Below are 18,060 nucleotides of genomic sequence, written 5' to 3'. Positions count from 1 at the left end.
GGTTATTTAACACAATTTCGCCCGGATTCTTTGCCTTCATACAATGCTTTGTCAGCACGATTCATGATGTGTTTTACTTCCTTACATCCAGAATCAGTAGAAGCGACACCGATTGTAATAGTTATTGATACCGTCAATCCCTGATAATTGATATTGGTCTTTTCTACCAGAGAACGAATCTTTTCGGCAATTCTCAAGGCGGCTTTGGAATTGGTATTAGGTAGTATCAGACTGAACTCCTCCCCTCCGACACGTGCAAAACAGTCCGTCTTACGAATATTCTTCATAATGAGCTTTGAAATTGTCTGTAATACCATATCTCCCATATCGTGCCCGTACTTATCGTTTATATTTTTAAATAAATCAAAATCAATCGCGAGTAAACTTACGTGAAACTGGGGATTGTGATGATGCCGAATCAGTTCTTCGTTTAGCTCTTCGATAAAGTAACGTCTGTTATATGCCCCCGTCAGTGGATCAATGGTTGATTCTTTGATCAGTTTTAATTCCAGATATTTTTTTGCGGAAATGTCGATTAAAAAACCGATATAACGAGTACCGATATCCGAAACAACCGGAATGGCATGACCGTATACCCATTTGGTACTGTCTTCGTTATCAACCCGGAATTCACATTCCCATTCAGACTGTTTCCTTTCTGCATTCAAAATACTGATATGTACCTTTTCGCGGTCTGTGCTATGAATTAACTTAAAGAAATCTTTTATTTGCTTATTGAGGTCAACCGTATCTTTTCCAAACAACTGCATAAAATAGTCTGACATATATGAAAAATTAGGTAGCTCATTCTCATCATGTCTGAATTCGAATAATGCAGCTGGCATATTATCGTAAATGTTTTGTAATTGCTCACAGGGTGGTGCACTACCCTGGACAGAAAGGATAGCAACATAATGTGTATCGTTGGCTCGCTTTCCGGAGCATTTGTATAAGTGACCATGCCAAGGTTGATGAGATTTCGATTGAAGTGAAACCGGTAGCTCACGACAATTTAGCATATACTCGGGTATCTCTGGAAATGTCAGAATTTCATTCTGGCCGTTATCTAGGATAAATGAATGAAACTGAGACATATCAACCGATATGCCATAGGTAGAAACGCAATGGCCAACATTATCAAATGTAATAACAACTGTATTGCTATCCACCATAATTTTCACTAATCCGCTGATCATTATACCTTAAGTATATATCGTTGAGAGAAAATCGGCAGAGAGATTATTGATAGTTATAATAATAACGAGATGGGCATCGTCTCAATGTTCATCTCCTGATTCAGTAAAATTACCGCTGTTTTGACAAAAATGAGTTCATATATTGCTCTTTATCCGATAAGTAATGCTCCAGACCTGCACGTCTTAAATCACAAGAAGGGCAATCACCACATCCATCGCCCGGAATACCGTTATAACAAGTCAGAGTCCTTTCCCGAATTAGTTCCAGTGCGCCGAAATGATCCGCCATAGCCCAGGTTTCTGCTTTACTCAGCCACATTAGAGGCGTTAAAATTTCAACTTTCCGGTCCATACCAAGAACAAGAGATTGATTTAGGGATTTTATAAAATCGTCACGGCAATCCGGATAACCCGAAAAATCTGTTTCGCATACCCCGGTAATAATTGATTCAGCCCCTATCTGATAAGCATAAATTCCAGCAAGAGTCAGGAACAGAATATTTCTGCCAGGAACAAATGAATTAGGCAATCCATTATCTTGTAATTCATGAGATACTGCGATGTTATCACGTGTAAGAGAACTGATTGCTAACTCGTTCAGAAGCGAAACATCCATCACTTTGTGGGCTGTTACTCCTAACTCTTTCGCCAGTTGTTGAGCAATTTCGACTTCTAATTTGTGCCTCTGCCCATAATCAAATGTAATGGCATGAACTTCATCATACTCTTTTAAGGCTTTAACAAGACAGGTCGTCGAATCTTGCCCACCACTAAATACCACAACTGTTTTTTTCATATTATCTCCTTAAGCGATATTCAGATATTTGTGTGTTTGAATAGACAAACGCCAGTTACGTTTTCTACATGTTTCGATACACAATGTTGTTGCTCGAATTTTCTGGCTAATTGGCTGTAGTGAAATTTGCACTTCAGAACGCAATTCGACGGATGAAATAAGATCATCCAGTTGGTCAATGTCCTTTTGGGTTGCTACTGGGTGTTTTATTTCATTAGCTCTCATCAATGCTTGTCTGATAATCGGTAATTTACCCCGCATACCAATTTTAGGTGACAAGGTAACCCATGTTTCTGATGAAGCCAATACTTCAAAAGTTCCACTAGTTTCTACCTGACATTTACATCCTATGGCCTCAAAAGCCTCAGTCAATTCAGTGAGATTGAATATACAGGGTTCCCCACCGGTAATCACTATATGTTTTGCCGTGTACATTTGCTTTTGATAGACCTTAACCAACTCAGAAGCAGTGATTTCAGTCCAAAGTGGTGAATCCATCTGTTTCACAAGAATATCGCCTATAGAACACCGATCTTGTTCATCCGTATTCCAGGTTTGCTTAGTATCACACCAGGCACATCCAACCGGACACCCCTGAAGACGTATAAAAACTGACGGTACGCCAGTAAATGCCCCTTCCCCCTGAATGGTTTCAAACATTTCATTGAGTTTGTATCTAATCAAAACACATTACCGCTTTCTAAATTTACCGGGCGAACATTAATCCAAGAACACAATAAGATCAAACGAAAACCGTTATTCACAAATTAATTTAATGAATATTGATAGCGAGATAAGTTAAAATATTTCATTTACCTTTTTAAATATAAAACGGCTTTTCTATGTACAAACTTATTGCAATAGATATCGATGGAACGCTTTTAAATAGTAAACGAGAGCTCACTCAGGAAACAATAGACACTATATCTGAAGCACAAAGCCGGGGAGTGAAAGTTGTACTGGCATCAGGAAGACCTATAGAGGGAATGCGAAAACATCTTGATATGTTAAATATGACATCAGATGATGATTTCGTTATCCATTTTAACGGTTCTATCGTTGAATCTGCGGCTACAGGTCAAATAATACACTCTGAAATTTTGACAGGGGCAGATGCTAAGCTGATCGCCTCAACGGCCAGGGACCTGAAGGTGAATACTCATGCGTTCAGTAAAAATATCGGCTTAATTACGCCGAAAACAAGCAAATATACTAGTGTTGAATCAACGATCAATAATATAAAAATTCATGAGTTAGATTTTTCTCAACTTGATGATAATCACGCAATTATTAAAGCAATGATTGTCGATGAGCCAGAATTGCTCGATTTAGCAATTAATCAGTTACCAGACTCATTACACGATAAATTTACTATTGTCAGAAGTGCAGATTGCTTTCTGGAATTTTTAAATCCTAAGAGCAATAAGGGATTAGCGGTACAGACACTGGCAGAAACATTAAAAATTCCACAAGAAAGAGTAATGTGTATTGGGGATGCCGGTAATGATCGACATATGGTGGAATACGCGGGTCTTGGGGTGGCTATGGGCAATGCAATGGAAGAAACAAAAAATGTAGCCGATTATATAACAGATACAAATGATCAAAATGGTGTTGCCAAAGCAATCAGAAAGTTTGTTCTTTGCTAGATAGAGGCTATATCTCCGATTATTGAAATTGTTTCTAAATCTGAGTATTACGATAACGGTGTAACTACCTATCAACCTGGTAAGGACCTAAGATAGGTAGTTACAACTAAAAATGTTATTACTCTACTGTTATCCATGTTCCATTTTTATAAGAGACTTCTGCAGCATCGATTATTTTAGTGACTTCCCATGCAGAACGGAAGTCAGGCAACATTGGCGAACTGTCTGCAATCCCTTCAATAAGATCACGAACTTCGACTGCTTTCATGTCGTTATATCCAAGCCCATGACCGGCTGAAACGCAGAAGTTTTTATAATCCGGATGCTCTGGCCCGGTTAAAATGGTTCTGAATCCTTGTCTGGAATCTCTGTCCTCAACAGTAAATAGTTTTAGTTCAGACAAACGTTCCTGATCATAAATGATGGTTCCTTTGGTTCCGGTTACTTCAAACCAAAGCCCGTTTTTGCGCCCCCATGCAATTCTTGAAGATTCTATTGTACCGATAGCACCATTTACAAAACGTACCATCATATGGACCTGATCGTCATTTTCTACTTCTTTTAGGGCTTCATTATCTGGTTCATATCTGGTGTGATGAACTGTATTCATATCAGCACACAAAGAAGAAATAGGGGAAACTAAGAACTGAGCCATATTAATAATATGTGATCCCATATCACCCAAAGCTCCAGTTCCGGAAAACTCCCTTTTCAGACGCCAACTAAATGGAGTCTTTTCATCAGCCAAATAGTCTTCATTAAATGTTCCTCTGAAATGTACCACTTCTCCGATTTCCCCATTGGCAATGATCTGTTTCGCCAACTTTACAGTTGGATTTTTAATATAGTTAAACCCAACCAGTGTTTTTACCCCAGCTTCTTCTGCCGCTAATGTCATAATTTTTGCGTCTTGAGAATTCAGTGCCAGAGGTTTTTCTGAATAAACATGCTTTCCATTTTTAATTGCAGAAAGCGCAATATCTTTGTGTAGAAAATTTGGAGCGCAAATATCTACAATATCGATGTTAGGATCACTAACCAGTCGTTGCCAGCTATCTGTATAGCGATTAAAACCAAATTCTTCTGCTTTTTGTTTTGCCAAATCAAGATTGATATCAGCGATCATTTCACACTCAATGGAAGCAGACAGCGGGAATACGGCGCTGGCAGTTCTGTAAGCAATAGCATGTGCTTTACCCATATAACCAGTACCTATCATACCAATACGTAGATTTTTCATAGTTCAATCCTTCTTATTTTTTATGTTATATTTTTGTGTGGAATAGATTCATAAACTTACTTTTGTTTCACGTTATTCTTTGCCTACAGGATTAATAATAGAATTTGAGAAGGCTGTAAGTACATGTCTGAAATATTCGATAATATATCTGAAATTAACTTTGATGGTTTAACGGAAGTGTATTTTGGCCGTGTAAAGTACCCACCAGGAGGTTATCACGGTCCAAGAGTTCAGCGCGGACTTCAGTTATTTCATTTATTATCTGGTGAAGTTACTTTTTATGTTGAAGAAGCTGAAGTTAGCCTAAAACCAGGTGATTTTTGTCTGTTACTGCCGGGGCAACATGAATTTCATCAGTTTAGTAAACATCAGGAGAGCCATCATACCTGGTGTCAATTGGACTTTCAGGAACGTCCTGATTACTACAATGATATTATCAAGAATGCACCCTTGGTTACGGAGCAGAATATGGATTTACTTCGCTTTATGGAGTTAGGTCTGTCTTTAACCAGAAATCCTGTTATTCCTACAGCTGAATCGCTGATGTTACTGGGGCCTGCCTTAATTCGATATTACATTAATTATGCAAATGGTTTTACATTTATTTCTTCTGAAACCAAATTACCCCGAGCAATTACAAAAGCTTGCGATTACATGAGTGAACACCTTGCTGAATCGATTACTTTATCTCAAATTGCTGAAAATTCCAACGTAACAGCAAATCATCTGATCGTCACTTTTAACAGATACCTGTCTATCACGCCAATAAAATATTTATGGAGACTACGTTGTCAGCAGTCGGCAGTACTTCTCAAAGGAACCAGTATTCCTATTGGGAATATTGCAGATCAATTTGGTTTCAGTACTCAATACCATTTTTCCCGATTATTCAAACAGTATTACGGTGTGGCCCCCTCTGTATACCGAAAGAGTTGAGCCATTAGAATTCTTAAAAGAATGAAGGTTGTTTAGCTAGCTTTACACAAAAAAAGAAAGAGACAAAGATAAAATAATTTAGCCATTTTAAATGTCTTTGTGCAGCCAATGAATATGATGCTTAAATCCAACACTATGATATATATCTAATGCTGTTTTGTTGAATGCCCATACTTCGACAAATATATGTTTGACTCCATAATCTTTAAGTTCAGTTTCAATTCTTTTCAATAGTGCCTGCCCTATCCCCATTCCACGGAATTGAGGTTTAACATATAATTCATCGATACTTCCCATGAAAACAGTCTGACTAACCGTTGAAGTTAATTCAGAAAAATGTCCGGTGATAAATCCAACGATTTTATCTTCTTGTTTTGCACAAAAAACCAGTCCATCCGGTTCATCCAGATAAAGCCCAATGTTCTTTTCTTCAGCAATCTCATCAGCTGTTTTAAAAAACTCTGGCTGAGCTGAATGGTGCTCATCATGCAAAGCATGCATTAAGTCGTCCAATATCTTTATATCGCGCCTTGATGCGGAATGTATTATAAAATCAGTCATATTGAATTGAAGTAATTTTTTTATAATAGTAAATAATATCCCTGTTAAAAGAAATTAATTTTATTACTTAAATTTAGTTATAGTGCTTTATAATTTTCTCTCATTTTTTTGATAAACCACTTAACAGATTGCGATAGTCAGGTAGAATGTCAGAAATCGATGCAAGATATATTAAAAATTGATACTATCCTGCATATGCAATATAAAGGACAACAGCTATGATGACTCTTCTTATTTGTTTTTTAATCTTTTTATGCCTGATTGTGATGATGGCAATTGGTGTAATGATGAAAAGAAATGCAATACAAGGCAGTTGCGGTGGTTTGAGTTCCATTGATATTGAACGAGTGTGTAACTGTGAAGAAGTGTGTGATGAACATGCGCAACAGCAGCAGCTATATCAAATTGCTGAACCCGGACAAAGCCAGCAACAATAATATTATTTCTGAACCCTTCCATGTAAGAAGGGTTCAACTCATTTTAACCTTTCGTTCCTATTTTTACTTTCCCATTATCCTGAAACCACAGCGCCTCTTTTCTCCTTCGGCCAATCAGAATCGGTCCATCATCATAAAACAAAAAGTTTTTCCAGTAACGACGGAAAATATACCATTTAGTCTCAACAACATTGTATTTTTCATAACAAAAATAAACAGTAACATCATCCTGCCACCCAATGTGTTCTGCGACATCAAACGGCAAACTTTCATCATCAGATTCCCAACTGCTCATCCAATCAATCGAATCCAGCCAGTTTGATGTTTTCATCGGCCAGTCATCTGACGAAAATCGATCTGCATCGGGACTTGAACTACTAATATTCTCTTTCCAGAATTGAGCCGACCGGACTTGTGTCATCGGCTTGATTAGTGCCTGAACTTCTTTAGGTACCGGCATTGAAGAATGGTTAAATATCCACTTTCTTGGATATTCTTCAACAGATAAATACGACATATATATCCTTTTATTTTAACCAGCCTTTTTGCACGGCATCTTCTATCATAGATTGAGCATACGTCCACAAAGTTTGGGATCCTTTATCGATTTGGCGGTTAATCTCAACAACCTGCTCTTTATTAATGTTATTTTCCTGCCAGCTTTTACCCTGATTATGATAGTTCAGCATTAAAGGAGCAAGACGGTCTAAGGACTTTGCAAATTTTGCTTCCGCAGACTCTGCGGCTTCAAATTCAAACCACAACGATTTGAACTCCTGACCTTCTTTTCCGGGTAATGAACCGAACAAACGTTCTGCTGCCTGCTTTTCTTTAATCTCCTGTTGCCTGCGGGCTTCATGATCATAAATAATCACATCGCCGGCATCAATTTCAACAATATCATGAATCAGAAGCATTTTTACCACTTTTAAAATATCAATCGGTTCATTGGCATGTTCCTTCAGAACCAAAGCCATCAATGCAACGTGCCAACTATGTTCAGCACTATTTTCCGCCCGGTTTCCCGCAGACTTTACAGCGCTTTTTCTCAAAACAGATTTTAATTTATCGATTTCCAGAACAAACGAAAGTTGTTCTTCTAAATATTTACTCATTCTCTTTCCAGTCGGGATTATGCAGCGCCATAAGAATGTGGTCCTCCCATTTTCCATCAATTAATAAATAATTGTCGGCTTTACCTTCATTTTTGAAACCGACACGTCTCAACACTTGCTCACTTTTGTGATTACGAGGCATAAATGCTGCACAAATTCTATGCATGTTTTGTTTTTCAAACATATAGTTACAAGCCATAGTCAATGCCTTTGTCATTACACCTCTTCCCTGAGCCGTTTCAGCAAGAGAATATCCCACATTACATGAATACATTGGAAACCTGGCAACCTGGCTAAAAGAAATCGTGCCCAGCATTTCTTCTTTATCAACTGACAATATAATCAGATAGTAACCAAGTGCTATCTGATGAAGCTCATGCAATTTGATAAGCCTCTGCCGCCAGGTGTTGATACTAAAAAAAGCCTCATCACGAGAAGGTTCCCACGGTTTCAGAAAACGCCGGTTCTTTTCAAAATAATCAACAATAAGCGCTGCATCCCCTATACGAGCTGTCCGGACAATAATTTCTCCATTTTTTGTATAAACCTGATCTACCATTGGCTGTTCCTGATTACGACTTATTGATTCCATATTCCCTTAATTTATTTGCTATGGAGGTATGTGAAACATTTAATCTTTTCGCAAGCTTACGACTGGAGGGGAATGACTGATATAAACGATCAAGAACCTTAGCTTCATAATCTTTCATTATTTCATCCAGAGAACCATCCAATCTTACCATACCAGCCATATTAGAAACTTTGTCAACATGTGGAAGGTGAAAATGCTTCAACTGAAGGACATTACTTTCAACTTCTGTGAGAGCTCTCAACACAATATTTTCGAGTTGTCTCATGTTTCCAGGCCAAGGGTAATCAACCAACGATTCGATCACCTTATCCTCAATTTTAGGTCGGGGGATGGATAAGTTTTCACAATGTTTCGCAACAAATAACTCCAGCAATGGCTGGATATCACTGGTCCGCTCCCTAAGAGAAGGAATTGATAAGGTTAGAACATTTAGGCGATAGTATAAATCTTCCCTAAATTTTCCTGTTTCAGCCAGTTCGGCTAGGTTATGTTTTGTTGATGCAATCACTCTGACATCAACATGGATTTCGTTTTCTTCTCCTACCCGTCGGAATGTTCCATCCTGTAAAAACCGAAGCAATTTTATCTGAAGATGCGAACTCATCTCTCCAATTTCATCTAGAAAGACTGTCCCGCCGTTGGCCTGTTCAAAAATACCTTTATTGCCTTCTTCATGATTAAATGAACCAGGAGCATGGCCAAACAACTCAGTTTCAGCAACATCATCTGGCATAGAAGCACAACTTAGAACCAGGAATGGAAATGCACCACGATGTGAACGATTATGACAAGCTTTAGCCAGCATCTCCTTCCCTGTACCGGTTTCACCTTCAATAAAAAGTGGATGATCGAGCATGGCTAGTTTTTTTGCTTGAACAATTAGAGACTTATGTTTATTCGAAACCCCGACAAAATGTTCAAAGCCAAGATTATTATAAATGGATAATTCATCTTTTTCTGATTGCTGCTGAGAGTTAGACTTAAGAATCATCATTGTACTGGCAAGAGTCGATTCTTTTGATTCTCCCGTAATATAAACAGGATTCATTTCAAGTTGATAATCCAGACCATCTATGACAACGTTTTCTCTGACCCGTGCTTTATTCCCTTCCATCCACTTAGAAAAATTAAAATGAGGTATATAGTTTGATAAAGGTTGTCCGGTCATACCTTCTTCAGAAGATGAAAAAAGAGAAAGAGCCGCGCAATTTGCCATATCAATAAAACCACGAAGATTGATAGATAAAACGGCATCGGGAAGATTATTCAGTAGTGATATTAACTCGGTGTTATGCCTCTCTATTGGCATAAACTGAATACGACGAACATCTTTAACGCCTGAAATACGACGAATTTGAGCCAGTAATTCACTAAACACATCGAAATCAATGTCCGGGCAGTTGAGATAAATAATGCCACTAACGTCGATTTCAATACCCCTCAAATCAATATTTTTGGAAGCAAGAATGTCAAGCAGTTCCCGCGTTAAGCCGAGTCGATCCTCGCAAAAAACTTCTAACCTCACCCGGAGATCTCCACAATAAAGTGTAAGGAAATGTTGACAGTAGTTTCTACGAGATAAGCTCAGTCGTCAAGGTGATATCCATACAGATTTAAATCATGTAACACTATTTTAATTCTCATCGTGGCAAACTCTGGAAACGGGTACCCGCTTTTCACCTCAACCTGTTTTCAGTGATGAAAAATCTGAAAGCCATTATTAAATTCATCAGCCTCTGCAATGACGAAGATAAATGCGATCAGCATATCGTTTGCCAGCAATTTCATACGATTCCGGGATAACATCATGAAGATGAAACCCGCATTTGATTAATACACGCTCAGAAGCGACATTCCCCTCTGTTACGACGGCTTTATAATTCGTAATCCCATGCTCCATTGTGGCCCAGTCAATTAATCCAATAAGAGATTCGGTCGCATAATTTCGACCATAAAACTCCGGTAGTAATAAATAACCTACTTCTGCAATACCACCATCAACCATGCAAAAGCCAGTAAGTCCAATTTTCTTTCCTGAATTCCTATCGGAAATTATCAGACACAACCATGTATCTGAATCCGGCGTCCATGCCGCCAGACGTGATTCAAATTTCGATTTTAAAGCAAATTCATCCAATTCGTCGAAACAAAGATTAATGACCCGTGGGTCTGAATGCAATTGCTTAAAAAGCATCCAGTCTGATTCACTAATAGATGTCATACATAAACGGTTTGTTGTTATAACCATGCCTTGTGAAGTTCCTGAATCAGATGATATAAAGAAGACAATTACCGATGGAAAATCATAGTAAATTCTGAGTGTCCGGTATGCTGATCCGGTTGTTCTGATATAACCTTAAATCCTTGAGAAAAATAAAATTGATAGCTGCTGACGTTTTCTTTATAAACAGAAAGTGTTAGCTTTTTTGCTTGTTTTTTCGCATGATCCAATAGCTTTTTACCAATACCTTGTCTCTGATATTCCGGAGCCACAAACAAGGCCGCCAAATGATTTTCATATAATGAACAAAAACCAACAACTCCGTGCTCATTCTCAAAAATATAAGAATCTGAAGCCGGGAGATAAATAGTCCGCATCGCCTCTGTTTGGGATACCCAAAAATCGGGGGAAACAAAGTCATGAGCAATAGTTGATGTCTTTAACCAAATTTCCAGCACTATTTGAATATCATCGTCTCTACATTTTCTAATCATCTAAAAATTCATCCTGCAGCGTTATTTTTCTTAGCAATTCCACTGATTTTCTTAAGCCATCCAGCCTTCTTTACTGGTGAGGAATTAAGCACCGGACCGATATAAGTTGTAGAAATACTTTTAAAACCACAAAAATCAAAGATTGTTCGTTTTATTTGCTTAACAGCAGAATTCCCCTGAAACCAACGATAATAATAAAGTCGGCCAACAACAAGCGCTTTAAAATCAGATAAAGTAATCCCCAGAGACTGCGCTTCTTTAATCAATTTTATGAATTCAATATCACTTTGATCATAAATACGATAACGCCCCTGCCTTGGTATTTGAGTCAGTAAACCAAGTGTTTCATATAATCTTATTGCCTTAGGGGATGCGCCTGTACTTTTTGATACTTCACCAATAAACAAACCTGACCTCATTTTTTAATAATACCTATTAATAAAAATACTCTTTTAACTGCTTATACTACCGGAGGAAATCACCTGTTAACCTTTGCTGGAGTAATGGATGCAAGCTGTCGGAACTCTCGGGTCATATGAGCCTGATCACTAAATCCGCATATCTGAGCCACTTCAGCCAAGTGGACATCTTGATTTAATTTTAAAAAAAGAATGGCATTTTTTACTCTTAAAATTCTTTGGTAATATTTTGGAGTCATGCCCAGCCATAATTTGAATACACGCTCCATTTGACGTTGACTCAGTGTTCTGTTTTCACTTAATAATCCCGGACTATCCAATTCTTTTATAAAATTAATCGTTTTCGTAAGCGACTCAGGTACCTTATCTGCCTTATGTTGATGTGCTTCAGCCCACGCCGATATAGCAGAAAATTGATAGCTATAGTCATTTCTTTTTTTTAATTCAGAATAGAGTGCATATAGATGAAATTGCTGATCATTATCATGAGAATGTAATGTCGGTTTATCAAGATTTTTTCCTAATAAGCCATAGCTAACAGCATGCTGGAAGCGGATACCGACAAGTTGCCCCCCGGAAGATAAAGCAATTTTTTCGGCTTTTCTTTTAACCGGAAGCATAATCACACCTTCCGGAAAAGTGTGCTGATCAATGTTAATTTCACCGGCTAGGTTAAATAGAATTCCGCTTCTGGCATCCGGATAAAGATTCTTTTCAAATGAGATATTTTCAGGAAGAGATAGGGACCAGATAGCCTGAGCAAACGAGGAAAGCTGTCCCAACGGCTGAGACAACTTCAAGTTCACTGATGACGGAGGGTTATTACGGTTTATAACTGCCAACCTCTTGTTTAAATGTCTTCGCTATTCTATTCCAACTGTTAATAGCATTAATTGCAATCGTTAAATTCACTACTGTTTTTTCTCCGAACAACGAAACCGTATGTTGATAGATAGGATCATCAATTGGCTTGCCCAGTGTTAGGGATTCAGCCCATTCTAATGCAACATTTTCAATTTCAGAATACAAGGGCATATCTCGCCATGCATTTAACCCAAGAATTCTTTCCGTGTTTTCCCCGGCACTCAAGGCTTCTTTACTGTGCATATCAATACAAAAAGCACACTGATTAATTTGTGATACTCTTAATTTAACCAATTCCCAAACTTTCGTGGTTAAAATGTCCGATTCAGTAAATTGCTGACGAAGATAATTCTCCTGTGCCATCAACAGTTTCATTGCATCTGGTGCTAAACCAATATAATTTGCGCGTAACGTCATTTTAGTCTCTCCTCTTAATTGCTGAAGAAATAAAATAACTTATGCTTTGTTACCTGTATTGAATAATTTCGACAGATTCTGGCTTCTTTAAATTGAAGCCATCAGGGTTATTTCCACCCGTTCTTTTCCTTTCCCTATGTTTTTTCGCTTTAACTTAATCTTTCCGATTTCGGACGTTTTTCTTAAATGCGTACCACCACAGGATACCTGTGCAAAATGATCAATTTTCCAATATCTGCGTTCTTTCTCTTCATCTGAAAAACCACTGAAAATGGGAAGATCTGAATCAATCATCTTTTGAGAGTGTACTTGAATGTCTGTTAGAACCGGCCCGATACTTTCAGGCCATTCAAAATCAATCCGGCTTTTGTCTTCAGAAATGTGAGCGCCAATTTTTATTATTTTTTCAAAACGTTGTGTAAACAGTTCTAAGACAATTTCTGCAGCAAAATGCAATTTCATTAATGCATAACGTCTTTCCCAGTCAATTTGCGTTTCTACTTCATCACCCTCAGACCAATCAGGCTCTGAAGCAAGGGTATAGATAATTCTGGTTGCTTCTTTTTTTGCTTCCATAACCTGTATACCAGAAATGGTTCCTCTATCACTCTCCTGGCCACCAGATTCTGCATAGAAAATTGTGTGTGAAAGCTCAATTTGCTTTCCTTCAATTCGAACCACTTTTGAGCGTAAGTGAGTTTGATATGGATTACTCCAAAATATCTTTTCTGTCATATGGACTCCCTTCCATTTGATACAAGATCGGCAAAAAAATTACTGCATTTTATCCATAACTTTAAAAACATTATTGACGATATTTTTTCTGACCGAGGATAAAGACGTTTTTTGATCAGTTAACCATGGCAGCGGACGCATCAGCTTCATCGCCTGAATCCCCAACCGGGCAGTCATAAACCCGATACCAACACCCTGCCCGGCTCTTGCTGATAGTTTTTGTAACAGATTAGTTGTCAGGATATCCATTCCGGTATCAATCACCAGCTCTGTTGCGCCGGCAAACGCCATATTAACTAAAACCAGTTTCAATAATCTAAGCCTTGACCAATATCCCAACTCAATCTGATAGGTATTGGCAAGTTCCTCCAACATTTTCAGACTACGCCAGGCAACAAGAAACATATCGGCAATCGCTAAAGGACTTAAGGCTACCATAACCGCGGAATGGGCCGAATATTTAGAGATGATATTTATGGCCTGCTGATCCTGCTTTCTGATAACAATTGAATCGTATAATTCAAACACTTCTTTATCGTTATATACAGGATCCAGTTTCGAATTCCACGACTCAACAGCCAGGTTTAACTCTTCATTATCGTTTGAATTAATATTCAGGGAACGGCAAAAAGACTCCGCTTTACCTATTCCATCTTCTTTGAGAATAGTTTCGGCCATGACCTGAGTACTAAAATGCTTTTTCAGGCGGCGTAAAACGAATAATTCTCTGGCCAGTTTAAACCCACCAAGGCCAGCCAAACATCCAACAAAGCCTGACCACCCTAATGTCAGCCAGTCTTGTGACAAATAAGCACCGTAAAGGGTATCTATTGCCTGCCAGCCAATCAGTCCCATAAAGCCGGTAACTAATGTTACTCCTATCCATTTTTGCTTTTTGGGGCGTATCATTGGTTCAATATTTAACTTTTCATCTGATAGTTCCGAGTTTACTCCAGACTGGCTATCTGGATAAAAAGAACCTTCACCGGAAAACAACGTTTTTTGAGCTAGTTTTTCGGGTTCCGGTACACTGGTATCCAAATGTTGCTCAAATTTAATCTTTGTCTTGTAGTCGGTCACCTAAGCTTATCTCCCAATAAAAATTCCATGGCAGTATCAACACGAATATGTGGTAATGGGGCATCATGTTCATAAACATTGGGATTAAATGCGGTGAAATCAAATTTTGAGTGAGACCAGAAGTTCACATCAGGTAATTTTTTAGGTACCTCACCAGGATAAATGGTGAGATCGTTGCCCGCATTATCCAACCCTCTGATCGCACTATGTGATTTACCATTCATAGTCACATGTCCAGAAGTTGTCGCTCGAATCGAGGCCGTGCTCAGACATTTCATAGAAATGTTTTCATAGGCAACACTTTGCCAGACGGGGTTTATCATCTGGTTTAATAAATTCAGTAAATTACCATGTTGATCAGGAGTAATATGGTCTGCTTTCGTCGCGGCAAAAAGCACTTTATCTATTTTAGGAGAAAATAATCTGCCAAATAAATTATTTTTCCCATAGTGATAGCTATGAATTAATTCCTCAAGTGCCGAGCGCATATCCATAAACGACTCATATCCGGCATTTAGCGGACTCAGGCAATCCACTAACACAATCTGGCGATCAAACGTTGAAAAATAATGCTTGTAGAAACGTTTGACAATTTGTGTACGATATTCTTCATACCGGGAAGCAAGCATTTCATAGGCACTGTGCTTGTCTCCTTTACGTTTAGAGTCTGGTAGCGGGAAAAACTGCAGCACGGGCGCACCTTTAAGCTCACCCGGCAAAACGAACCTTCCCGGCTGAACCCAATGCAGTCCTTCTTTTTTACACCGGATTAAAAACTGAGTGTACAAATATGAAATTTCAGATATTTCTTTTTCATTTGCTTCATTACCCACCTCAAACAGATTTACTCTTTCGAGCCATTCATAGGCCAGTTTTTTCCGTATCCCATGCATTGAATTCATCTGTTTTTCAGACCATTCATCATAACTCAGCTTTAATAACGGCAAATCGAGAAGCCACTCCCCCGGGTAGTCAACAATATCAACATACAAGGTATGAGTTTTAGATATGAGTTTTTTGGTGCGACTCTCCGGCTTATATTTGATGGCCAGACGGATTTCACTGACATCCCGGGTCGGTTCAGGCCACCCAGCCGGAGTGGAATGAAGCATCGATAACGCCTGCTCATACGCAAAGCCCGGAACCAACAGATTGGATTGAGGAATCCGCTTTGCCCCAATAAGACGACTGTCTCTCGAAGCATGAAGAAAGGGAAGGTTATTATGGGTAGAAGAATAGAGAAGCTGATTAACAAATGAAGTAATAAAAGCGGTTTTCCCTGCTCTGGATAACCCCGTTACGGCTATTTTTATATGGCTATCCAAACCACGATGAACGATATCAGAAATTTCCTGGCTTAATCGACCCATTACTACCTCATTTTCTTTTTCAATTAATCATCTTCAATTAATTTATGTATAACAAATAAAGCTAATTCAAGAACTACCCACAAAACGGAAGTCAGAATGACATACTTCTGATTAAAAATTGTCACCCCATGCAAAACCACATCATAGGCAAGAACAGCAAGTACAACGACAGCGAATGCGATTTGTAAAAATTTAATAAATTTGTCCATAATAAAATTTTCTAGCTATAAATCAAAGATTATCAAGTGAATACAAATAGTGGCGGCAAGAGCCACCACTAGTGTCAAACCAAAGTTAAAGACCAAAAGAAATTAAGCTTTCGCTTCGGCTTCGGCAATTTTTACTTTCCAGGTATCCGGACCGATTTGGTGTACATTACCACCTGTTGAGTCAACGGCAACGGTTACCGGCATATCTTCTACTTCAAATTCGTAAATAGCTTCCATTCCGAGCTCTTCAAATGCCAGTACTTTTGCTTTCTTAATCGCTTTAGCGACAAGATAAGCTGCACCACCAACCGCCATCAGATAAACAGATTGGTGTTTTTTGATTGACTCAACCGTCGCTGCTCCGCGATCCGCTTTACCAATCATTCCCATGATACCCACTTCATCAAGCATCATATCGGTGAATTTATCCATACGAGTTGACGTTGTAGGACCAGCAGGACCAACAACCTCATCGCCAACTGCATCGACCGGACCAACGTAATAAATAAATTTGCCTTTGAAATCAACACCGTCAGGCAAACCTTCACCATTTTTCAGCATCGACTGAATACGAGCATGAGCGGCATCACGCCCTGTCAGAATTTTACCGTTCAGCAGTAATGTTTCACCCGTTTTCCAGGTGCGCATTTCTTCTTCCGTCACCGTATCCAAATTGACACGGCGGGTACCTTCACCCGCTTCCCAGGCAATTTCAGGCCAGTCTTCAAGTTTCGGTGGTGTTAGTTCAGCAGGACCTGACCCATCAAGAGTAAAATGCGCGTGACGGGTAGCGGCGCAGTTTGGAATCATGCACACTGGTTTAGAGGCTGCATGAGTCGGCGCAGACTTGATTTTAACGTCGACAACTGTCGTTAAGCCGCCAAGGCCCTGGGCACCAATACCCAGTTTGTTAACACGTTTGAAGATTTCAAGGCGAAGTTCTTCTTCCGCATTTTGAGGACCACGTTCCATAAGATCGTAGATATCAATATCATCCATCAACGCTTCTTTTGCCAACACTGCTGATTTTTCAGCAGTACCGCCAACACCGATACCCAACATACCTGGAGGACACCAGCCGGCCCCCATCACAGGGATCATTTTTTCTACCCACTCTGCAATATCGTCAGATGGATTTAGCATAGCCATTTTGGTTTTATTTTCAGAACCACCGCCTTTCGCTGCGATTTTGATTTCAACTTTATCGCCCGGAACCATATTAATGTGAACAACGGCAGGAGTGTTATCTTTTGAGTTTACACGTTTACCAGCCGGATCCATCAATACAGACTTACGAAGTGGGTTTTCAGAGTTGGTGTATGCCTGACGAACACCTTCATCAACCATTTCCTGAACAGTCATATCGCCTTCCCACTGGACATTCATACCAATGTTTACAAAACAGGTTACGATACCAGTATCCTGACAGATAGGACGATGCCCTTCTGCACACATACGTGAGTTAATAAGAATTTGAGCAATTGCATCTTTTGCTGCTTTGCTTTCTTCTTTGTGGTAAGCCTTTTCCAGAGCTTTAACAAAGTCTAATGGGTGATAGTACGAAATGTACTGAAGAGCATCAGCAACACTGCTGATGAGGTCCTCTTTACGAATTACCGTCATTGCTTGCCTCATTTCTGTTATATTAATTCGCTGCTACAGCTATGAATGTCATCATCTTACGGGAAAAAACATTCCGTACCATGATCTAACCCACTGATTAGCAGCT

At 39.0% G+C, this 18,060-nt stretch carries 22 protein-coding genes; 3 read left to right on the top strand and 19 right to left on the bottom strand.

Features of this window, described 5'->3' with window-relative positions; genetic code table 11:
* Nucleotides 1-2: 2 nt before the first annotated feature.
* From LRQ06_RS00575 to queE, 3 genes are all read right to left on the bottom strand, one after another.
* Nucleotides 3-1,196 (bottom strand): sensor domain-containing diguanylate cyclase, encoded by a 1,194-nt coding sequence (locus LRQ06_RS00575; RefSeq protein ID WP_232764497.1) that lies wholly within the window; start codon nucleotides 1,194-1,196, stop codon nucleotides 3-5.
* A 109-nt stretch (nucleotides 1,197-1,305) separates the two neighbouring features.
* Nucleotides 1,306-1,992, bottom strand: a complete 687-nt coding sequence (gene queC / locus LRQ06_RS00570) for a 7-cyano-7-deazaguanine synthase QueC (protein ID WP_232764496.1) — start codon at nucleotides 1,990-1,992, stop codon at nucleotides 1,306-1,308.
* A gap of 9 nt (nucleotides 1,993-2,001) precedes the next feature.
* Nucleotides 2,002-2,652, bottom strand: a complete 651-nt coding sequence (gene queE, locus LRQ06_RS00565) for a 7-carboxy-7-deazaguanine synthase QueE (RefSeq protein WP_232765443.1) — start codon at nucleotides 2,650-2,652, stop codon at nucleotides 2,002-2,004.
* 182 nt (nucleotides 2,653-2,834) lie between these two features.
* Between queE and LRQ06_RS00560 the strand changes: the two genes are divergently transcribed.
* Nucleotides 2,835-3,641 (top strand): Cof-type HAD-IIB family hydrolase, encoded by an 807-nt coding sequence (locus tag LRQ06_RS00560; RefSeq protein ID WP_232764495.1) that lies wholly within the window; start codon nucleotides 2,835-2,837, stop codon nucleotides 3,639-3,641.
* A gap of 118 nt (nucleotides 3,642-3,759) precedes the next feature.
* Here the strand turns inward: LRQ06_RS00560 and LRQ06_RS00555 are convergent, their stop codons facing one another.
* On the bottom strand, nucleotides 3,760-4,881 hold the full coding sequence (locus tag LRQ06_RS00555) for a Gfo/Idh/MocA family protein (RefSeq protein WP_232764494.1): 1,122 nt from the start codon (nucleotides 4,879-4,881) through the stop codon (nucleotides 3,760-3,762).
* A 123-nt stretch (nucleotides 4,882-5,004) separates the two neighbouring features.
* Between LRQ06_RS00555 and LRQ06_RS00550 the strand changes: the two genes are divergently transcribed.
* Nucleotides 5,005-5,817, top strand: a complete 813-nt coding sequence (locus LRQ06_RS00550; RefSeq protein WP_232764493.1) for an AraC family transcriptional regulator — start codon at nucleotides 5,005-5,007, stop codon at nucleotides 5,815-5,817.
* Nucleotides 5,818-5,904: 87 nt separating this feature from the next.
* Here LRQ06_RS00550 and LRQ06_RS00545 read toward each other — a convergent pair whose 3' ends face one another.
* A complete protein-coding gene (locus LRQ06_RS00545; protein WP_232764491.1) occupies nucleotides 5,905-6,378 on the bottom strand; it encodes a GNAT family N-acetyltransferase in 474 nt (157 codons plus the stop codon).
* Nucleotides 6,379-6,599: 221 nt separating this feature from the next.
* Between LRQ06_RS00545 and nqrM the strand changes: the two genes are divergently transcribed.
* Entirely contained in the window at nucleotides 6,600-6,815 is a 216-nt protein-coding gene (gene nqrM, locus LRQ06_RS00540) for a (Na+)-NQR maturation NqrM (RefSeq protein ID WP_232765442.1), read from the top strand.
* Nucleotides 6,816-6,858: 43 nt separating this feature from the next.
* Here the strand turns inward: nqrM and LRQ06_RS00535 are convergent, their stop codons facing one another.
* The 14 genes from LRQ06_RS00535 to LRQ06_RS00470 all read right to left on the bottom strand — a co-directional run bounded on the left by LRQ06_RS00535 (nucleotide 6,859) and on the right by LRQ06_RS00470 (nucleotide 17,954).
* A complete protein-coding gene (locus LRQ06_RS00535; RefSeq protein ID WP_232764489.1) occupies nucleotides 6,859-7,332 on the bottom strand; it encodes a DUF2947 domain-containing protein in 474 nt (157 codons plus the stop codon).
* Nucleotides 7,333-7,342: 10 nt separating this feature from the next.
* Nucleotides 7,343-7,930: an HD domain-containing protein gene (locus LRQ06_RS00530; protein ID WP_232764487.1), complete on the bottom strand. Its 588-nt coding sequence runs from the start codon at nucleotides 7,928-7,930 to the stop codon at nucleotides 7,343-7,345.
* Nucleotides 7,923-8,522, bottom strand: coding sequence for a ribosomal protein S5-alanine N-acetyltransferase (gene rimJ, locus LRQ06_RS00525; protein ID WP_232764486.1), 600 nt, complete (start codon nucleotides 8,520-8,522; stop codon nucleotides 7,923-7,925). The genes LRQ06_RS00530 and rimJ overlap by 8 nt, the downstream gene beginning before the upstream one ends.
* Nucleotides 8,503-10,047 carry a transcriptional regulator TyrR gene (gene tyrR, locus LRQ06_RS00520; protein WP_232764485.1) on the bottom strand — a complete coding sequence of 515 codons (1,545 nt, stop codon included), beginning with the start codon at nucleotides 10,045-10,047 and terminating at the stop codon, nucleotides 8,503-8,505. The genes rimJ and tyrR overlap by 20 nt, the downstream gene beginning before the upstream one ends.
* 204 nt (nucleotides 10,048-10,251) lie before the next feature.
* Nucleotides 10,252-10,770: a GNAT family N-acetyltransferase gene (locus LRQ06_RS00515; RefSeq protein WP_232764484.1), complete on the bottom strand. Its 519-nt coding sequence runs from the start codon at nucleotides 10,768-10,770 to the stop codon at nucleotides 10,252-10,254.
* A gap of 41 nt (nucleotides 10,771-10,811) precedes the next feature.
* On the bottom strand, nucleotides 10,812-11,237 hold the full coding sequence (locus LRQ06_RS00510; RefSeq protein ID WP_232764483.1) for an N-acetyltransferase: 426 nt from the start codon (nucleotides 11,235-11,237) through the stop codon (nucleotides 10,812-10,814).
* An 8-nt stretch (nucleotides 11,238-11,245) separates the two neighbouring features.
* Nucleotides 11,246-11,644 carry a MerR family transcriptional regulator gene (locus tag LRQ06_RS00505; protein ID WP_232764482.1) on the bottom strand — a complete coding sequence of 133 codons (399 nt, stop codon included), beginning with the start codon at nucleotides 11,642-11,644 and terminating at the stop codon, nucleotides 11,246-11,248.
* 71 nt (nucleotides 11,645-11,715) lie between these two features.
* Nucleotides 11,716-12,450 carry a helix-turn-helix domain-containing protein gene (locus LRQ06_RS00500; protein ID WP_232764481.1) on the bottom strand — a complete coding sequence of 245 codons (735 nt, stop codon included), beginning with the start codon at nucleotides 12,448-12,450 and terminating at the stop codon, nucleotides 11,716-11,718.
* A 28-nt stretch (nucleotides 12,451-12,478) separates the two neighbouring features.
* Nucleotides 12,479-12,937: a carboxymuconolactone decarboxylase family protein gene (locus tag LRQ06_RS00495; protein WP_232764480.1), complete on the bottom strand. Its 459-nt coding sequence runs from the start codon at nucleotides 12,935-12,937 to the stop codon at nucleotides 12,479-12,481.
* An 87-nt stretch (nucleotides 12,938-13,024) separates the two neighbouring features.
* Nucleotides 13,025-13,672, bottom strand: coding sequence for an alanine--tRNA ligase-related protein (locus LRQ06_RS00490; protein WP_232764479.1), 648 nt, complete (start codon nucleotides 13,670-13,672; stop codon nucleotides 13,025-13,027).
* 39 nt (nucleotides 13,673-13,711) lie between these two features.
* Nucleotides 13,712-14,752, bottom strand: coding sequence for a YcjF family protein (locus tag LRQ06_RS00485; protein ID WP_232764478.1), 1,041 nt, complete (start codon nucleotides 14,750-14,752; stop codon nucleotides 13,712-13,714).
* The gene (locus LRQ06_RS00480) at nucleotides 14,749-16,122 is read right to left on the bottom strand and encodes a YcjX family GTP-binding protein (protein ID WP_232764477.1); all 1,374 of its coding nucleotides are present in this window, start codon (nucleotides 16,120-16,122) and stop codon (nucleotides 14,749-14,751) included. Before LRQ06_RS00480 ends, LRQ06_RS00485 begins: the two co-directional genes overlap by 4 nt.
* 23 nt (nucleotides 16,123-16,145) lie before the next feature.
* On the bottom strand, nucleotides 16,146-16,331 hold the full coding sequence (locus LRQ06_RS00475) for a hypothetical protein (RefSeq protein WP_232764476.1): 186 nt from the start codon (nucleotides 16,329-16,331) through the stop codon (nucleotides 16,146-16,148).
* Between the two features lie 102 nt (nucleotides 16,332-16,433).
* A complete protein-coding gene (locus tag LRQ06_RS00470) occupies nucleotides 16,434-17,954 on the bottom strand; it encodes a fumarate hydratase (RefSeq protein WP_232764475.1) in 1,521 nt (506 codons plus the stop codon).
* Between the last annotated feature and the right edge of the window lie 106 nt (nucleotides 17,955-18,060).

Origin of the sequence: Vibrio salinus (assembly GCF_021272385.1) — a bacterium.
Lineage (GTDB): Bacteria > Pseudomonadota > Gammaproteobacteria > Enterobacterales > Vibrionaceae > Vibrio > Vibrio salinus.
This window is presented reverse-complemented; position numbering and strand designations above follow the sequence as displayed.